Origin of the sequence: Azospirillum sp. TSH58, from assembly GCF_003119115.1 — a bacterium.
Taxonomy (GTDB): Bacteria; Pseudomonadota; Alphaproteobacteria; order Azospirillales; family Azospirillaceae; genus Azospirillum.
Window position 1 is genome coordinate 822,885 of the sequence record NZ_CP022363.1, and the last position, 14,114, is coordinate 836,998.

A 14,114-nucleotide genomic window follows, 5' to 3' on the forward strand; every position below is an offset into this window, starting at 1 on the left:
GAGGGAGGATATGGCCGGCATCGGAGCAAATCCGCTCGATGCACAAGCGTCGCCGGAGAAGCCGCAGGCCTCCGGAACCCAGACGCTGATGCGCGGCCTCGCCCTCCTGGAATGCGTGGCGGCGGGCATCGGTGACGTGAAGGGCATCGCCGCCCGGCTGGGCACGCCGCGCAGCACCACGCACCGGATGCTCAACAGCCTGACCCAGGACGGCTATCTGCATCACGTGCCCTACAAGGGCTATCTGCTGGGGCCGAAGCTGATCGCGCTCGGCATGCGCGCGCTGGAGCAGCGCCCGCTGGTCGCCATCGCCCGCCCGCACATCGAGGAGCTGGCCCGCCAGACCGGCGACACCGTCCATCTCGGCGTCGTCGAGGGGGCGGAGGTCTTCTATCTCGACAAGATTCCGAACACGCGCGGGCTGGAGATGCGGTCGCGCATCGGCCTGCGCATGCCTCTGGCCTCCACGGGGCTGGGCAAGGCGCTTCTCCTCGGCCTGCCGCGCGAGCGCTGGTCCGAGCTTTACGAGCACGCGCTCCGCCTGACCGCGGCGGCGCCGGAACGGCCCCCGCTGGCGCCCTGGCCGGAGTTCGAATCCCGGCTGGCCGCCTATGTGGATCGCGGCTGGTCCTTCGATCTTGAGGAAAACGAAATCGGCATCCGCTGCGTCGGCGCGCCGATCCGTGACGTCCGCAATCAGGTGGTCGCCGCCATCAGCGTGGCGAGCGCCGTGCCGTACATGCCGGACGAACGGATGGAGGAGCTTGGGCCCGTGGTCCGGGCGGTCGCCGACGCGATTTCAAAGGATTTGGGATGGAAACGGGACGAAAGGGCGTCGGGGCATCGCTGATCGCCCTCGACTGGGGAACGTCGAGCCTGCGCGGCTTCCTGATGGGCGGCGACGGGCGGGTGCTGGACCAGCGCGCCAACGCGCACGGCATCCAGAACCTGCCGATGCCGGGCATCGCCGGCTTCGAGCAGGCCTTCACCGACCTGTGCGGCGGCTGGCTGGCCGCGCATCCGGGCCTGCCGGTCGTGGCCGGCGGCATGGTCGGCAGCGCCCAGGGCTGGCGCGAGGCCCCCTACGTCCGCTGCCCCGCCGACACGACCACCCTGGCCTCGCAGGCCATTCCGGTGGAAAGCGCGTCGGGCTCCCGCATCCTGATCGCGCCCGGCGTCCTCTACGACCCGCCGAGCGGCCCGCCGGACATCCTGCGCGGCGAGGAGATCCAGATCGCCGGCGTGCTGGCCGACCGCCCCGACTGGGGCCGCGACGCCTGCATGGTGCTGCCGGGCACCCATTCCAAATGGGTGGAGATCGTGGGCGGTCGCATGATCCGCTTCTCCACCTACATGACCGGCGAGACCTTCGCCGTGCTGTGCAAGCACTCGATCCTCGGCCGGCTGATGCCGGCGGACGCCGCCCCGGCGGAGGCCGAGTCCGACGCCGCCTTCGCCGAAGGCGTGCGGGCGGCGCAGGCCAGCGGGCCGGGCGACTTCACGCACCAGATCTTCGCCGCGCGCACGCTCGGCATCACCCGCCGCATGCCGGCGGAGCTTCTGAAGGATTACCTGTCCGGCCTGCTGATCGGCCACGAGCTGGTCTCCGGCCTCGGCCACATGCGCAACGAGCTGCATGAGGGCCGTCCGCTGCTGCTGATCGGCGAGGGCGCGCTCTGCCGCCGCTACGTGCGCGGCCTGGAGTTGCTGGGCGTCGAGCCCACCGACCGTCTTGAGAACACCGCCCCGCGTGGGCTTTTCCAGTTCGCCGTTGCCGCCGGCCTGATCGCGCCGGCGGGGGAGTGACCGACATGTCCGCAACGATTGTGTCCGATGAATCGCTGAAGGCCCGCTTCGACGCCGCCTTTTCCGCCCTGCCGCTGGTCGCCATCCTGCGCGGCCTGGCCCCCGCGGAGGCGGAGGGCGTCGCGCAGACGCTTTATAACAGCGGCTTCCGCATGATCGAGGTGCCGCTGAACTCGCCCGATCCGTTCGACAGCATCGCCGCCGTCCGCCGGCTGCTGCCGCGCGACGCGCTGGTCGGCGCCGGCACGGTCCTGGCGGTGGAGCAGGTGGCCCGGCTCAAGGAGATCGGCGCCGACCTGATCGTCATGCCGCACGCCGACACGGCGGTGATCCGCGCCGCCAAGGCCGCGGGGCTGGTCAGCCTGCCCGGAATCGTCACTCCGACGGAAGCTTTCGCAGCGCTGTCAGCCGGGGCCGACGCCCTGAAGATCTTCCCGGCGGAGCTGGTCGGCCCACGCATCATCAAGGCGATGCGCGCGATCCTGCCCGCCGGCACCCGCCTGTTGCCCGTGGGCGGCATCGCCCCGGACACCATGGCGCCGTTCCTGGAGGCCGGCGTGGCCGGCTTCGGGCTGGGGTCCGCGCTCTACGCGCCGGGCCTGACCGCCGCCGAGGTCGGCGTCCGGGCGGACGCCTTCGTCGCCGCGTGGCGGCGCCTCAACCCGCGCTGACCGATCCACGGCACCAGCGGACCATCCCGCGGCCGGTCGCAGAACGCGCCGCGGGCCTCTTCCTCCCCCTCCTCACCACACAAGCAAAGTCCCAGGGAGAACGCTCATGAAGGGCTATCGTTTCCTCACCGGCGCCGTCGTCGGCGCGCTGACCTCCGCCACGATGATGGTTGCCGCGCAGGCCGCCGGCTACCCGACCAAGCCGATCGAGCTGACCGTTCCGTACGCCGCCGGCGGCGGCACCGATCTGGTGGCCCGCGCCTACGCCGACGCCGCCAAGAAGCACCTGCCCCAGTCGATGGGCGTGGTGAACAAGACCGGCGGCGCCGGCGCCGTCGGCCTGACCGAGATCATGGCCGCCCGCGCGGACGGCTACCGCATCGGCATGGGCACGGTCGAACTCACCATGCTGCCGCACATGGGCATCGCCCGCTTCACCGCGGACGACTTCACCCCGATCGCCCGCCTGAACGCCGAGCCGAGCGCCATCACGGTGAACGTCGACTCGCCCTTCAAGACCTTCGAGGACTTCCTGGCGAACGCCAAGGCCAACCCGGGCAAGGTGCGCATCGGCAACTCCGGCACCGGCGCCATCTGGCACCTCGCCGCGGCGGCGCTCCAGGAGAAGACGGGCGCCAGCTTCAGCCACATCCCCTATGACGGCGCCAACCCGGCGGTGACCGCCCTGCTCGGCAACCACATCGAGGCGGTGAGCGTCAGCCCGGCCGAGGTGGTGAACCACGTCGCCGCCGGCAAGCTGCGCATCCTGGCCGTCATGGGCGACGAGCGTTCGGCGGCCTTCCCGGAAGTCCCGACCGTGAAGGAAAAGGGCATCGACCTGTCGGTCTACACCTGGCGCGGCATCGTCGTTCCGAAGAAGACCCCGCAGGCCGTCGTCGAGACGCTGCGCGAGGCTTCCAAGGCGACCGCCAACGAGCCGGCCTTCAAGGAGACCCTCACCAAGATGAACCTGACCCTGGCCTATGCCGACGGTCCCGAGTTCGGTGAGATGATCAAGAAGGACAACGCCTTCTTCAAGGATCTGATGACCAAGCTCGGAATGGCGAAGTAATCGGGAAACACAGGGGCGCGGGCGTCCATCGCCCGCGCCCCGTGCGTGGAGACGTCCAATGAGCCATTCCTCTGGTGGGACTCCGGGGTCGGGAACGCCGCGTTCGGCCGACCTCTTCGCCGGCGCCGTGGTCGCCGCCGTCGCCGTCGCGGCCATCGTCGTGTCGGGCGGTTTTCCGACGATGGCCGGCCTCGACACCGATGTCGGACCAGCCCGTTTTCCGATCATTTACGCGGGTGCGCTGATCGTCCTGAGCGCGATCCTGGTCATCGGCCGGCTGCTGCCCAAGCGCGGCGCCCAGGCCCAGGCCGCCCCCGCCGAGCCGCCGGCCCCCGCCGAGGCGTTCCGGTTCCACCGGGTGGCCATCGGCGTGGTCGCGACCGCCGTCTACATCTACATGCTGTCGCTGATCGGCTACCTGCCCACGACGGTGGTGTTCCTCATCGGCATGATGCGGCTCATGGGCATGCGCAGCTGGGTGCGTGCGCCGATCATCGCGGTCGCGGTCACGGCCTTCCTGTATCTCGTGTTCCTGTACGCCCTGCAGATCCCGCTGCCGGACGGAAGCCTGTTCGAAACGGGCGAGTTCTAGTCAGCGAGGAGATGGAAGATGTATGAAATCGACATGCTCCTTCAGGGCTTCGCCAACCTTGCCAGCGAACCCCTGCCGCTTCTGCTCGCCCTGATCGGCGTGACCCTGGGCATCATCATCGGCGTTCTGCCCGGCCTGACGGCCACCATGGGCGTCGCGATCCTGCTGCCCTTCACCTTCGGCATGGACCCGGTTTCGGCCATCCTGATGCTGTGCGGCGTGTTCTTCGGCGGCATCTTCGGCGGTTCGATCACCGCGATCCTGCTCAAGATTCCCGGCACCCCGGCCGCCGCCGCGACCGCCATGGACGGCTATGCGCTGAGCCAGAAGGGCCAGGCCGGCCTCGCGCTCGGCACGGCGACGCTGTCCTCCTGCTTCGGCGGTTTCCTCAGCGTCTTCATGCTGATCTTCCTGGCGCCGCTGCTGGCCGGCATCGCGCTGGAATTCTCCGCCGCCGAATCCTTCGCGCTTGCGGTGTTCGGCCTGTCGATCATCACCAGCGTGTCGGGGGACTCCCTGGTCAAGGGCCTGATCGCCGGCTTCCTCGGGCTTCTGCTGTCCACCGTCGGCCTCGACCCGATGGCGGGCTTCCCCCGCTTCACCGGCGGCTTCAACGAGCTTCTAAACGTTCCCTTCATCCCGGTGATGATCGGCCTGTTCGCGGCGTCGGAAGCCTTCAAGTCGCTGGGCCAGCCGGAGACGCGGGCCGAGGTCAAGGTCTACATCGGCCGGATCATCCCGCCCTGGAGCGTCTTCAAGGGCCTGATCTTCACCATTCTGCGCTCGTCGGGTCTGGGCATCATCGTCGGCATCATCCCCGGTGCCGGTGCGGACATCGCGTCCTTCGTCGCCTACAACGAGGCCAAGCGCTTCTCCAAGAACCCGGAGAATTTCGGCAAGGGCGAGATCAAGGGCGTCGCGGCCGCGGAGTCCGGCGCCAACGCCTGCACCGGCGGCGACCTGCTGCCGATGATGACGCTCGGCATTCCCGGCGACGCGGTCACCGCGGTCATGCTGGGCGCGCTGACCATGCAGGGCCTCCAGCCCGGTCCGCTGCTGTTCAAGGACCACGCCGGTCTGGTCTTCACCCTGTTCGCCGGCATGCTGTTCTGCTACGCGGCCCTGCTGATCGTCGGCCTGTCGTCGCTGCGTCTGATGGGCAAGGTGCTGGAGATGCCGCGCGCCATCCTGACGCCGCTCATCCTGGCGCTCTGCGTCGTCGGCGCCTACGCCATCAACAACAGCATGTTCGACGTGGGCATCATGCTGGCGGTCGGCGTGGTCGGCTTCTTCATGCAGCGTTGGGACTATCCGGCGTCGCCGGTCGTTCTGGCCCTGATCATGGGTCCGATGGCCGAGGCGAGCTTCCGCCGCGCCCTGTCCCTGTCGGGCGGCAGCCTGGACTTCCTCTACACCCGTCCGATCACGCTCGGCCTGCTGACCGTCGCGGTCATCACCCTGGCGCTGCCGCTGCTGCGCTACTTCCGGGGCAACGGCGGCAACGGTCCGACCGCGAACGGCGCGGCCGCCGGCACCGTGGGGACCGCGAAATGACCGCCCGTGGCGTTGCCGTCACCCAGATCGGCCTGGAAGCCGTCTTCGATCCCGACCTGCGCAACGGCACCGGCGAGAATCCGGTCTGGGACGCCGAGCGGGGTCTGTGGACCTGGATCGACATCCCGGCGCGGACCATCCACCGGCTCGACCCCTCCAGCGGCGCCCACCGCCGCTGGATCCTGCCGGAGATGATCGGCAGCCTCGTCCTGCGTCCGGACGGCGGCGTGGTCTGCGCCTGCGAGACCGGCGTCTTCGACGTGGATCTGCCGGAAGAGGGCGGAGAGGCGGTGGTCACCACCCTCGCCACCCACCGTTTCCCGAAGGAGGGCATGCGCTTCAACGACGGGCGCTGCGACCGGCAGGGGCGGTTCTGGCTGTCCAGCATGGTCATGGACATCAGCAAGGGCGACGCGTCCGGCCTGTGGCACCGCTTCACGCGGGCCGATGGGCTGACGGACACCGGGACCGGCGGCTACATCATCCCCAACGGCTCCGCCTTCAGCCCGGACGGCCGCACCCTCTACGCGTCCGACAGCCACCGCGACGTGCGGATGGTCTGGGCCTGGGATTATGACACGGACACCGGCACCGCCGCCAACCGCCGCCCCTTCGTCGACATGCGGGCGATGGTCGGGCGTCCCGACGGCGCCGCGGTGGACGTCGACGGCTGCTACTGGATCTGCTGCCTGGACGAGGGCTGCATCAAGCGCTTCACCCCGAACGGCGACCTCGACCGCCGCATCGAGGTGCCGATGCGCAAGCCGACCATGTGCGCCTTCGGCGGGCCGGACCTGCGGACGATGCTGGTCACCTCGCTCTGCCGCGGCCCGGCGGACCTCGCCGAGGACCCGCATGGCGGGCGCGTCCTGATGTTCGATCCCGGCGCCCAGGGCCTGCCGGAACCCCGCCTGACTGTTTGAACCCTCTCCCCACTGGGGAGAGGGTGGCCCGAAGGGCCTTTCGCGCTGGCTAAAGGCCAGCGCTGACGGCGGCAGGCGGATGCCTATGGCATCCGCTGAGAGCCGGTGAGGGGGATGTGCGTGGCGGTGCGTTCGGCGCAAGCGGAACCCCCTCACCCTGACCCTCTCCCCAGAGGGGAGAGGGAACTTCAAGACCAAGACACGAGAGGCAAGGAATGTTTGACGATCTGAAGGGCAAGCGCGTTCTGATCACCGGCTCCACGCAGGGCATCGGCCTGGCGGCGGTGGAGGCGTTCGCCCGCGCCGGCGCCAAGGTCGCCATGAACGGCCGCCGCATCCCGGCGGACCTGGAGGCCACGCTGGCCCGTCTGAACGGGCTGGGCGGCGAGGTCGTCTTCCTCCAGGCCGACGTGTCGGACAGCGCGGCCTGCGGCACGCTCGTCGAGGCCTTCGTGGAGCGCTTCGGCGGCATCGACGTGCTCATCAACAACGCGGGCGGTCTGGTCGCGCGCAAGCCGCTGCCGGAGATCGACGACGCCTTCTTCGACGCGGTGACCGACCTGAACTCCCGCTCCGCGCTGATGGTCACCAAGCACGCCCTGCCGCACCTGAAGGCCGCGGCGGCGCAGAATGGCACCACCTCCTCGGTGATCTCGGTCGGCTCGGTCGCCGGCTACACCGGCGGCGGTCCAGGCGCCGGCCTGTACGGCGCGGCCAAGGCGTGGCTGCACAACATCCAGAAGAACTGGGTGGCCTTCCACACCAAGGACGGCATCCGCTTCAACATGGTGTCGCCGGGCACCTTCGACACGGCCTTCCACGCCGACAAGGACGAGGACACCAAGGCCCGCATCGGCTCCGGCTTCCCGATGGGCCGCTTCGGCCGTCCGGAGGAATGCGCCCCGACCTTCCTGTTCTTCGCGTCGCACGCCTGCAGCGGCTACATCACCGGGCAGGTGCTGGACGTCAACGGCGGCCAGTACATGCCGTAACGGTTGGCAATCCCGTCCGCGTCCGTCTGGGTCAGAGCGGGCGCGGCGGGATCGCGGCGGTGAAAGCCGCCGTCTTGGCGGCGATGGCCGGCAGGGTGGGGAAGGGCACGCCGTCCTCGCACCGCAACTGACGGGCCACCGCGTGCAGGGTGCCGTGATGGCGGCGGCAGAGGATGCCGTCGGCGTCGCGGTCGTAGAGCCGGACGAACTGGACGGGCGCCGCCCCATCCTCCGCATGGACCTCCACCTCCACCAGATGGGTGCAGAAGGAGCAGGCGGTCAGCGGGTCCGTCGAATCGAAGGCCACGCCGGCCTCCAGGCAGCGCCGCGCGAAGGCTTCGAGCAGCACCGACGCGCTGTCCACCGTCTCCAGCCCACGCAGGGCGCGCACGACGTCGCGCATGTGGCCGACCTCCGGCAGGATCAGTCCGGCGGCGGAATGGCGGTCGTGGATCACCAGTTTCATCATGATGCGCAGGCCGTCTCGAACCGGGCGTCCCGGTGGTTGGCCGTGCCGCTGGCGGCGTAGCCGGGCCGGTTCGACCACACCCGCTGGCGGATGCGGATCTGCGTCCGGCAGTCGGCCGAGCAATAGAGCGGGGCCGGGCCGCGGCCGGAGGCGCGGGTGAAGGGCCGCCCGCAGCAGGCGCAATGCAGCGTGGGCGTGGGAAGGGTCCGGGTCGTACGGGCGTGTGTCGGCGTCGGCATGGCTGGATTCACGAGGCATTTCCAAAGTTGGACGGACTATACGAGCGGTCTGTGACAGTTTGACGGGTGGGGGCGGACTACCACTTTTTCGCGCCCCGGCCGCCGCTCGCGGACACGGAAACGCCCGCGGGCGCCGGCCGGTTCCCCCGGCACGGCGTGGCGTCCGGTAAATTCGGTCGATGTGTAAAATTCAGTTGATCTTTGTTCAGAAAAAGAATCGAAAAGAGAGTGCTTCTCCCGAATGGCACCGATAAATTGTCTTTGATGATAAAAAATCGCGTTGTAAGGTCCCTTTTGGCGGACGAGGGTGTTTCTGCGGGCCGGTGACGCGCTGGTTGTGGCCGGCGCCCCTGAGCGGGGCCGTGCCGGATCGTCCCTTGCCGCTGCAGGAGGAAGGGGCGGATATGGGAGCACCGACGAAGGCGACGATTCTCATCGTGGATGACACCGCCGACAACCTTTCGCTGCTGAGCAGCCACCTGAAATCCATTTATGCGGTCAAGACCGTGAACAATGGCGACGCTGCGTTGCGCATCGCCTTTTCCGACCATCCGCCGGATCTGATCCTGCTCGACGTCATGATGCCGAGCATGGACGGTTACGAGGTGTGCCGCCGCCTGAAGGCCGATCCGCGGACCAGCGACGTTCCGGTGATCTTCCTCACCGCCCGCACCTCCGTGGAGGACGAGAAGTTCGGCCTGGACCTCGGCGCCGTCGATTACATCAGCAAGCCGATCAGCCCTCCCATCGTCCTGGCGCGGGTGAAGAACCACCTTTCGTTGAAGGCGACCGCCGATTCGCTGCGCGCCACCGTCGAGGAGGTGCGCGCCGCCCACAGCCGGCTGGAGGAAACCCAGCAGCACCTGATCCAGACCGAGAAGATGGCGGCGCTGGGCCTGCTGGTGTCCGGCGTCGCGCATGAGATCAACACGCCGATCGGCGTGGCCCTGACCGCGGTGTCCCATCTTTCCGGGCTGGTCGAATCGCTGGCCTCGCAATTCCAGAGCGGGGCGATCCGCAAGTCCGACCTCGCCCGCTTCCTGGAGAACGCGCGGGAAGGGACGCTGCTGGTCACCACCAACATCGTGCGCACCGCCAACCTGATCCAGAGCTTCAAGCAGGTGGTGGTGGACCGCGCCGGATCGGAACGGCGGGTGTTCGACCTCAAGGATTACTTGTCCGACGCGCTGTTCGGGCTGGACCCGCATCTGCGCGAGGCCGGTCACAGCCTCACCATCTCCTGCCCCGCCGGCCTGACCATCGACAGCCATCCCGGCCCGCTGTCGGAGGTGCTGTCCATCCTGATCCGCAACGCCGTGGCCCACGCCTTCCGCCCCGGGCAGAGCGGGCGCGTCACCCTGTCGGTCACGCCGAGCGAGGAGGAATGGGTGGAACTGCGCCTGTCCGACGACGGCAGGGGGATCGATGCGGAGCATCTGCCCAAGCTGTTCGATCCCTTCTTCACCACCCGCCGGGGCATCGAGTTTCCGGGCTTGGGGCTCTACATCGCCTTCAACCTCGTCCATCAGGTGCTTCAGGGCACCATCGAGGTGGAAAGCCCGTCCGACGGCGGGGCCAGCTTCGTCGTCCGCATGCCGCGGCGCGTGTCCGCCCTCGCCGAAGCGCCGGCCTGAAACCGGCCCGTCGCGACGCGGCAGGCGTGGGCGGGCGCGGTCAGGACACCGGAACGCGCTCGGCGACCCGTTGCAGCACCGTCGGAGGATCGACCGGCTTGGCGATGTAATCCACCGCCCCCATGGCGAAGCCGCGCTCCCGGTCGGCCTCGTCGGTCCGGCCCGTCAGGAAGATCACCGGGATGTTCCGGGTTCCCGGCGCCTCCTTCAAGGCGGCGCAGACCTCGTAGCCGTCCATGTCCGGCATCACCACGTCGAGCAGGATCAGGTCCGGCGCCGGGATCGCGGCGGCGATCTCCAGCGCCTTGCGCCCGTTGTTGGCGACCTTCACCCGATAGCTGTCCTTCAATAGGCTGCTCAGCAGCTTCAGGTTGTCCGGCGTGTCGTCCACGATGAGGATTGTGGGCTTCGACGCGGCAGGAACCGGTGCGGGCGATGCGATGTCCATGAAAACGTTCCGAATTGAGGTGCCGGCAAGGCCGGCGTCTGTTCAGGCCTGGGCGGTCGCGCCGCGGTCGATCGTCAAGCGGTCGGCCAGCGCCGCGTCCAGGGTGGCGACGGCGTCGTCGAAGTCGAAGTTGCGGATCTGGTCGGCGATGGTGTCGAAGCGGTCGGGGAAGGCGGCTCGCAGCAGGCCGGCGTTGGCCGCCAGGGCCTCCTCCGCGTCGGGGTCGCTGTCGAGCAGAAGCTGGCGGAGCCGGTCGCACAGGGCGAGGAGTTCGTTTTCATCCACCGTGGCGGGCTGGGCCGCGGCCCCGGCTCCGGACGCCGCGGCGTCGCCCGCCGATGCCAGCGCCGCGTCCAGATGGGCGAGAAGGGCGCCCAGCGGCGGCTCCAGCGCGGCCAGCCGCGCGTCGATCTCCGCGCGCGGCCGGGCGTCGCGGATGACCGCTTCCAGGCGTTCGGCGGCGTCCTGGACGGGGTGGGCGCCGATGTTGCCGGCGGTTCCCTTCAGCGTGTGGGCGTAACGCTCCGCCGCGGCGGCGTCGCCCTCGTCCAGCGCCGCGCGGATGGCGACCGTCACCCCGCGCTGTCCGGCGGTGAACTTGCGCAGCAGGTCGAGGTAGAGGCGCTTCTTGCCCAGCACCCGCGACAGCCCGGTGGCGGTGTCGAGCCCGGGGACAACGGCGGGCAGGTCGCCCTGGTCCTCCACCGCCGGTGCGGGGAGGGGAACCGGGGCCTCGGCGCCCAGTCCCGGCCGGGGCGTGATCCAGGCCAGCAGGGTGGCCCACAGCGCATCCGGGTCGATGGGCTTGGCCAGATAATCGTTCATGCCCGCGTCCAGGCAACGCTCGCGGTCGGCCTGCATGGCGTTGGCGGTCATGGCGACGATGGGCAGGCCGGTGAAGCCCAGCCGCCGGATCTCCAGGGTCGCGGCGACGCCGTCCATGACCGGCATCTGCATGTCCATCAGCACGAGGTCGTAGTGGGCCGCCTGCACCATGGCCACGGCGATGGCGCCGTTCTCCGCGACCTCCACCACCAGCCCGGCGTCGCCCAGCAGCTCGCAGGCCACCTGCTGGTTCAGGTCGTTGTCCTCGGCCAGCAGGATGCGGGCGCCGCGCAGGTGCGACAGGTCGGCGGCCGCCGCGGCGGCCGTCGCCGGAAGGGCGTCCGCGGTCTGCTCGTCCGCGCCCAGAACCCGCATGATGCCGTCAAACAGGGCGGACGGGTTGACGGGCTTGAACAACACCTCCTCAATGGCCGTGTTCTCGGCGCCCTTCAGCACCTCCTCCCGGCCATAGGAGGTGACCATGATGTGGTGGGGGGCGTGGTCCAGCTCCAGAGCGGCGAGGCCGGCGGAGGTCTCCAGCCCGTCCATGCCCGGCATCTGCCAGTCCAGCAGAACGACGCGGAAGGGCCGCCCCTCGCGCGCCGCGAGGCGGGCCGCCTGGATGGCGGCGGGGCCGGACTCCACCGCCTCGGCGGTGAAGGACATGGCCGCCAGCATGTCGGTCAGCACGACGCGGGCGTTCTCGTTGTCATCCACCACCAGACAGCGCAGGCCGCGCAGGTCGGGCCGCGGCAGCAGAAGGCGGCGCGGCTTGTCGCGGCCCAGCCGGGCGGTGAACCAGAAGCAGGAGCCGCGGCCCGGCGCGCTCTCCACCCCGACCGCGCCGCCCATCAGCTCGGCCAGCCGCTTGGAGATCGCCAGCCCCAGCCCGGTGCCGCCGTATTTGCGGGTGGTCGAGGCGTCGGCCTGCTGGAAGCTCTGGAAAAGCTGGCGTTTCTGCTCGTCGCTCAGGCCGATTCCGGTGTCGCGGACCTCGAAGCGGATCAACAGCTCGCTCCCGACCTCCTCCTCCAGCCGGACGATGATGGCGATCTCGCCGCGCTCGGTGAACTTGACCGCGTTGTTGGCGTAGTTGACCAGGATCTGCCCGATGCGCAGCGGGTCGCCGATCAGGTCGCTGGGCACGTTCTGGGCGACGTCGAAGATCAGCTCAAGCCCCTTGGCCGCGGCCTTCTCCGCGATCAGGTCGGCCAGCGTGCCCAGCACCTTGTCGAGGTGGAAGCCGGTGCGCTCGACGCTCAGCTTGCCGGCCTCGATCTTGGAGAAGTCCAGGATGTCGTTGATGATGCCCAGCAGATGCTGGCCGGACTGGCTGATCTTGAGGACGTAATCGCGCTGGCGCGGCGTCAGGTCGGTCTTCAGCGCCAGATGCGACAGGCCGATCACCGCGTTCATCGGGGTGCGGATCTCGTGGCTCATGTTGGCGAGGAAACTGGCCTTCGCCTGGGACGCCGCCTCCGCCCGGTCGCGGGTCAGGCGCAACTCCTCGGCCTGGGTGCCCAGCCGGACGACGGCGTTCAGGATGCTGTCCAGCTCCTGCGTGCGGGCGCCGGGAAGCCGGATGTCGCGCTCGCCCTCGCCGATGCGGCGCAGGCCGTCGGCCGCGAACAGCAGCGGCCGCACCACATGGCGGCGGATCAGCAGCCCCGCGGCGATGAAGATCGCCAGCACCGCGACGAAGGCGAACTGGATGACCTGCGACACCAGACGGGTGCGCTCCTGGATCTGGCCCAGCCGGCCCGCCGTCAATTCGGTCACGTCCACCAGCAGCCGGTCGCCGACCGCGTTCAGTTCCACCAGCGTCTGCGCCCATGACTCGCCCAGGCGCTCCTCCTCGGCGGTCGGCGCGGCGTCGCCGGCGGGGCCGTTCTCCGCCCGCCGCGCCTTGGCGGAGGAGACCTGCCGGATCACCGCGTAGGCGTCCGTCACCTGCCGCTTCAGCGAGGGATCGAACTGGAAGGTCGGGTGGAAGGCCAGCGCCTGGGCGGCCAGAAGGGCCTCGCGGCGGCGGCGCGGGTCGTCGACGGAGAGGACGATCGCCCCCGACTGCTTCAGCCGCTCCAGATTCACGACGGCGCGCTGGCGTTCCAGGATCAGCGGCACCATGCGGTCCTGGCTGTCGGCGGCCAGCCGTTCCATCTTGCCCTGTTCGGCGACGATGCCGAGGAAGAGCAGGCCGATCAGCGCCAGCAGGATCGCGCCGCCGGTCAGAATCGCCGGCTGCAGCCGTACGCGGGGATGCCTGCGGTCGCGGGCGGACGCCATGGCCGGTTCCGGATCAGTAGATGTCGAAGGGGAAGTAATTGCGGTTGATCCGCTGATAGGTGCCGTCGTTGCGCAAGGCCGTCAGGGCCCGGTCCACCGACTCCTTCAGCGCCTGCCGGCCGGGCGGGAAGACGATGTGCACGGTCCCGCCCAGCCCGTCCTCCGACATCGGGGTACCGATGGTCTCGAAGCCGTCTCCGGAGTCGGACAGCAGGAAATGCACCACGTTCAGCGTCGGGCCGATGGCCATGTCGCTCTGGCCGCTGCGCATGGCTTCCCACAAGTCCTCAAGCGTCAAGACGGGCACCACATTGGCCTGCAGCGCCGGATCGGCGTCGGCCAGACGGAGCAGGGCCGCGTGCTGCCGCGAACCGCGGATGGCGGCGATGCGCCGGCTGCGGACCGCGTCCTCCAGGCCAGTTCGGGCATGCCCCGCCGCCCGACCAGGCTGGTGCTCGATCGCCAATAGGGAATCGAGAACAGCAGCCGCTGCTCGCGGTCCGGCGTGCGCAGGACGTTGCGAAGCGATGTCGTAGCGGCCGGCGGCGACGTCGTCGATGATCTGCTTGAAAGGGGCGGCGTCGAAGCTGCACGCCACGTCCA

General features: G+C 69.5%; 13 protein-coding genes and 1 pseudogene. 9 read left to right on the forward strand and 5 right to left on the reverse strand.

The window, feature by feature from the left end; all coding sequences use genetic code 11:
* Positions 1-10 precede the first annotated feature (10 nt).
* From TSH58p_RS03430 to TSH58p_RS03465, 8 genes are all read left to right on the forward strand, one after another.
* Complete coding sequence (locus tag TSH58p_RS03430; protein ID WP_040136541.1) at positions 11-850, forward strand: IclR family transcriptional regulator; 840 nt, start codon at positions 11-13, stop codon at positions 848-850.
* Entirely contained in the window at positions 814-1,806 is a 993-nt protein-coding gene (locus tag TSH58p_RS03435; RefSeq protein ID WP_109469092.1) for a 2-dehydro-3-deoxygalactonokinase, read from the forward strand. Before TSH58p_RS03430 ends, TSH58p_RS03435 begins: the two co-directional genes overlap by 37 nt.
* A gap of 5 nt (positions 1,807-1,811) precedes the next feature.
* On the forward strand, positions 1,812-2,477 hold the full coding sequence (locus TSH58p_RS03440) for a 2-dehydro-3-deoxy-6-phosphogalactonate aldolase (RefSeq protein WP_199230266.1): 666 nt from the start codon (positions 1,812-1,814) through the stop codon (positions 2,475-2,477).
* 106 nt (positions 2,478-2,583) lie between these two features.
* On the forward strand, positions 2,584-3,549 hold the full coding sequence (locus TSH58p_RS03445) for a tripartite tricarboxylate transporter substrate binding protein (protein WP_109469093.1): 966 nt from the start codon (positions 2,584-2,586) through the stop codon (positions 3,547-3,549).
* A gap of 58 nt (positions 3,550-3,607) precedes the next feature.
* A complete protein-coding gene (locus TSH58p_RS03450; protein ID WP_109469094.1) occupies positions 3,608-4,141 on the forward strand; it encodes a tripartite tricarboxylate transporter TctB family protein in 534 nt (177 codons plus the stop codon).
* A gap of 18 nt (positions 4,142-4,159) precedes the next feature.
* A complete protein-coding gene (locus TSH58p_RS03455; protein ID WP_109469095.1) occupies positions 4,160-5,695 on the forward strand; it encodes a tripartite tricarboxylate transporter permease in 1,536 nt (511 codons plus the stop codon).
* Positions 5,692-6,618 carry an SMP-30/gluconolactonase/LRE family protein gene (locus tag TSH58p_RS03460; protein WP_109469096.1) on the forward strand — a complete coding sequence of 309 codons (927 nt, stop codon included), beginning with the start codon at positions 5,692-5,694 and terminating at the stop codon, positions 6,616-6,618. Before TSH58p_RS03455 ends, TSH58p_RS03460 begins: the two co-directional genes overlap by 4 nt.
* Positions 6,619-6,833: 215 nt before the next feature.
* On the forward strand, positions 6,834-7,610 hold the full coding sequence (locus tag TSH58p_RS03465) for an SDR family NAD(P)-dependent oxidoreductase (protein ID WP_109469005.1): 777 nt from the start codon (positions 6,834-6,836) through the stop codon (positions 7,608-7,610).
* Between the two features lie 31 nt (positions 7,611-7,641).
* Here TSH58p_RS03465 and TSH58p_RS03470 read toward each other — a convergent pair whose 3' ends face one another.
* Positions 7,642-8,079: a hypothetical protein gene (locus tag TSH58p_RS03470; RefSeq protein ID WP_109469006.1), complete on the reverse strand. Its 438-nt coding sequence runs from the start codon at positions 8,077-8,079 to the stop codon at positions 7,642-7,644.
* A complete protein-coding gene (locus TSH58p_RS03475) occupies positions 8,076-8,318 on the reverse strand; it encodes a hypothetical protein (protein ID WP_109469007.1) in 243 nt (80 codons plus the stop codon). Before TSH58p_RS03475 ends, TSH58p_RS03470 begins: the two co-directional genes overlap by 4 nt.
* A gap of 404 nt (positions 8,319-8,722) precedes the next feature.
* On the opposite strand from TSH58p_RS03475, the gene TSH58p_RS03480 reads away from it, so the two are divergent.
* On the forward strand, positions 8,723-9,952 hold the full coding sequence (locus TSH58p_RS03480) for a sensor histidine kinase (protein WP_109469008.1): 1,230 nt from the start codon (positions 8,723-8,725) through the stop codon (positions 9,950-9,952).
* Positions 9,953-10,016: 64 nt separating this feature from the next.
* Here TSH58p_RS03480 and TSH58p_RS03485 read toward each other — a convergent pair.
* The 3 genes and pseudogenes from TSH58p_RS03485 to TSH58p_RS00005 all read right to left on the reverse strand — a co-directional run.
* Positions 10,017-10,400: pseudogene (locus TSH58p_RS03485) on the reverse strand (two-component system response regulator); the annotation flags it as partial.
* A gap of 42 nt (positions 10,401-10,442) precedes the next feature.
* Positions 10,443-13,511, reverse strand: coding sequence for a response regulator (locus tag TSH58p_RS03490; RefSeq protein ID WP_109469010.1), 3,069 nt, complete (start codon positions 13,509-13,511; stop codon positions 10,443-10,445).
* 13 nt (positions 13,512-13,524) lie between these two features.
* Positions 13,525-14,109, reverse strand: coding sequence for an ABC transporter substrate-binding protein (locus tag TSH58p_RS00005; protein WP_162600008.1), 585 nt, complete (start codon positions 14,107-14,109; stop codon positions 13,525-13,527).
* Positions 14,110-14,114 lie beyond the last annotated feature (5 nt).

What these genes read in the sequence shown, in the direction of transcription:
- TSH58p_RS03430 (WP_040136541.1), top strand. Translation starts at nt 11, where the DNA reads ATGGCCGGCATCGGAGCAAATCCGCTCGATGCACAAGCGTCGCCGGAG.
- TSH58p_RS03435 (WP_109469092.1), top strand. Translation starts at nt 814, where the DNA reads ATGGAAACGGGACGAAAGGGCGTCGGGGCATCGCTGATCGCCCTCGAC.
- TSH58p_RS03440 (WP_199230266.1), top strand. Translation starts at nt 1,812, where the DNA reads ATGTCCGCAACGATTGTGTCCGATGAATCGCTGAAGGCCCGCTTCGAC.
- TSH58p_RS03445 (WP_109469093.1), top strand. Translation starts at nt 2,584, where the DNA reads ATGAAGGGCTATCGTTTCCTCACCGGCGCCGTCGTCGGCGCGCTGACC.
- TSH58p_RS03450 (WP_109469094.1), top strand. Translation starts at nt 3,608, where the DNA reads ATGAGCCATTCCTCTGGTGGGACTCCGGGGTCGGGAACGCCGCGTTCG.
- TSH58p_RS03455 (WP_109469095.1), top strand. Translation starts at nt 4,160, where the DNA reads ATGTATGAAATCGACATGCTCCTTCAGGGCTTCGCCAACCTTGCCAGC.
- TSH58p_RS03460 (WP_109469096.1), top strand. Translation starts at nt 5,692, where the DNA reads ATGACCGCCCGTGGCGTTGCCGTCACCCAGATCGGCCTGGAAGCCGTC.
- TSH58p_RS03465 (WP_109469005.1), top strand. Translation starts at nt 6,834, where the DNA reads ATGTTTGACGATCTGAAGGGCAAGCGCGTTCTGATCACCGGCTCCACG.
- TSH58p_RS03470 (WP_109469006.1), bottom strand. Translation starts at nt 8,079, where the DNA reads ATGATGAAACTGGTGATCCACGACCGCCATTCCGCCGCCGGACTGATC.
- TSH58p_RS03475 (WP_109469007.1), bottom strand. Translation starts at nt 8,318, where the DNA reads ATGCCGACGCCGACACACGCCCGTACGACCCGGACCCTTCCCACGCCC.
- TSH58p_RS03480 (WP_109469008.1), top strand. Translation starts at nt 8,723, where the DNA reads ATGGGAGCACCGACGAAGGCGACGATTCTCATCGTGGATGACACCGCC.
- TSH58p_RS03490 (WP_109469010.1), bottom strand. Translation starts at nt 13,511, where the DNA reads ATGGCGTCCGCCCGCGACCGCAGGCATCCCCGCGTACGGCTGCAGCCG.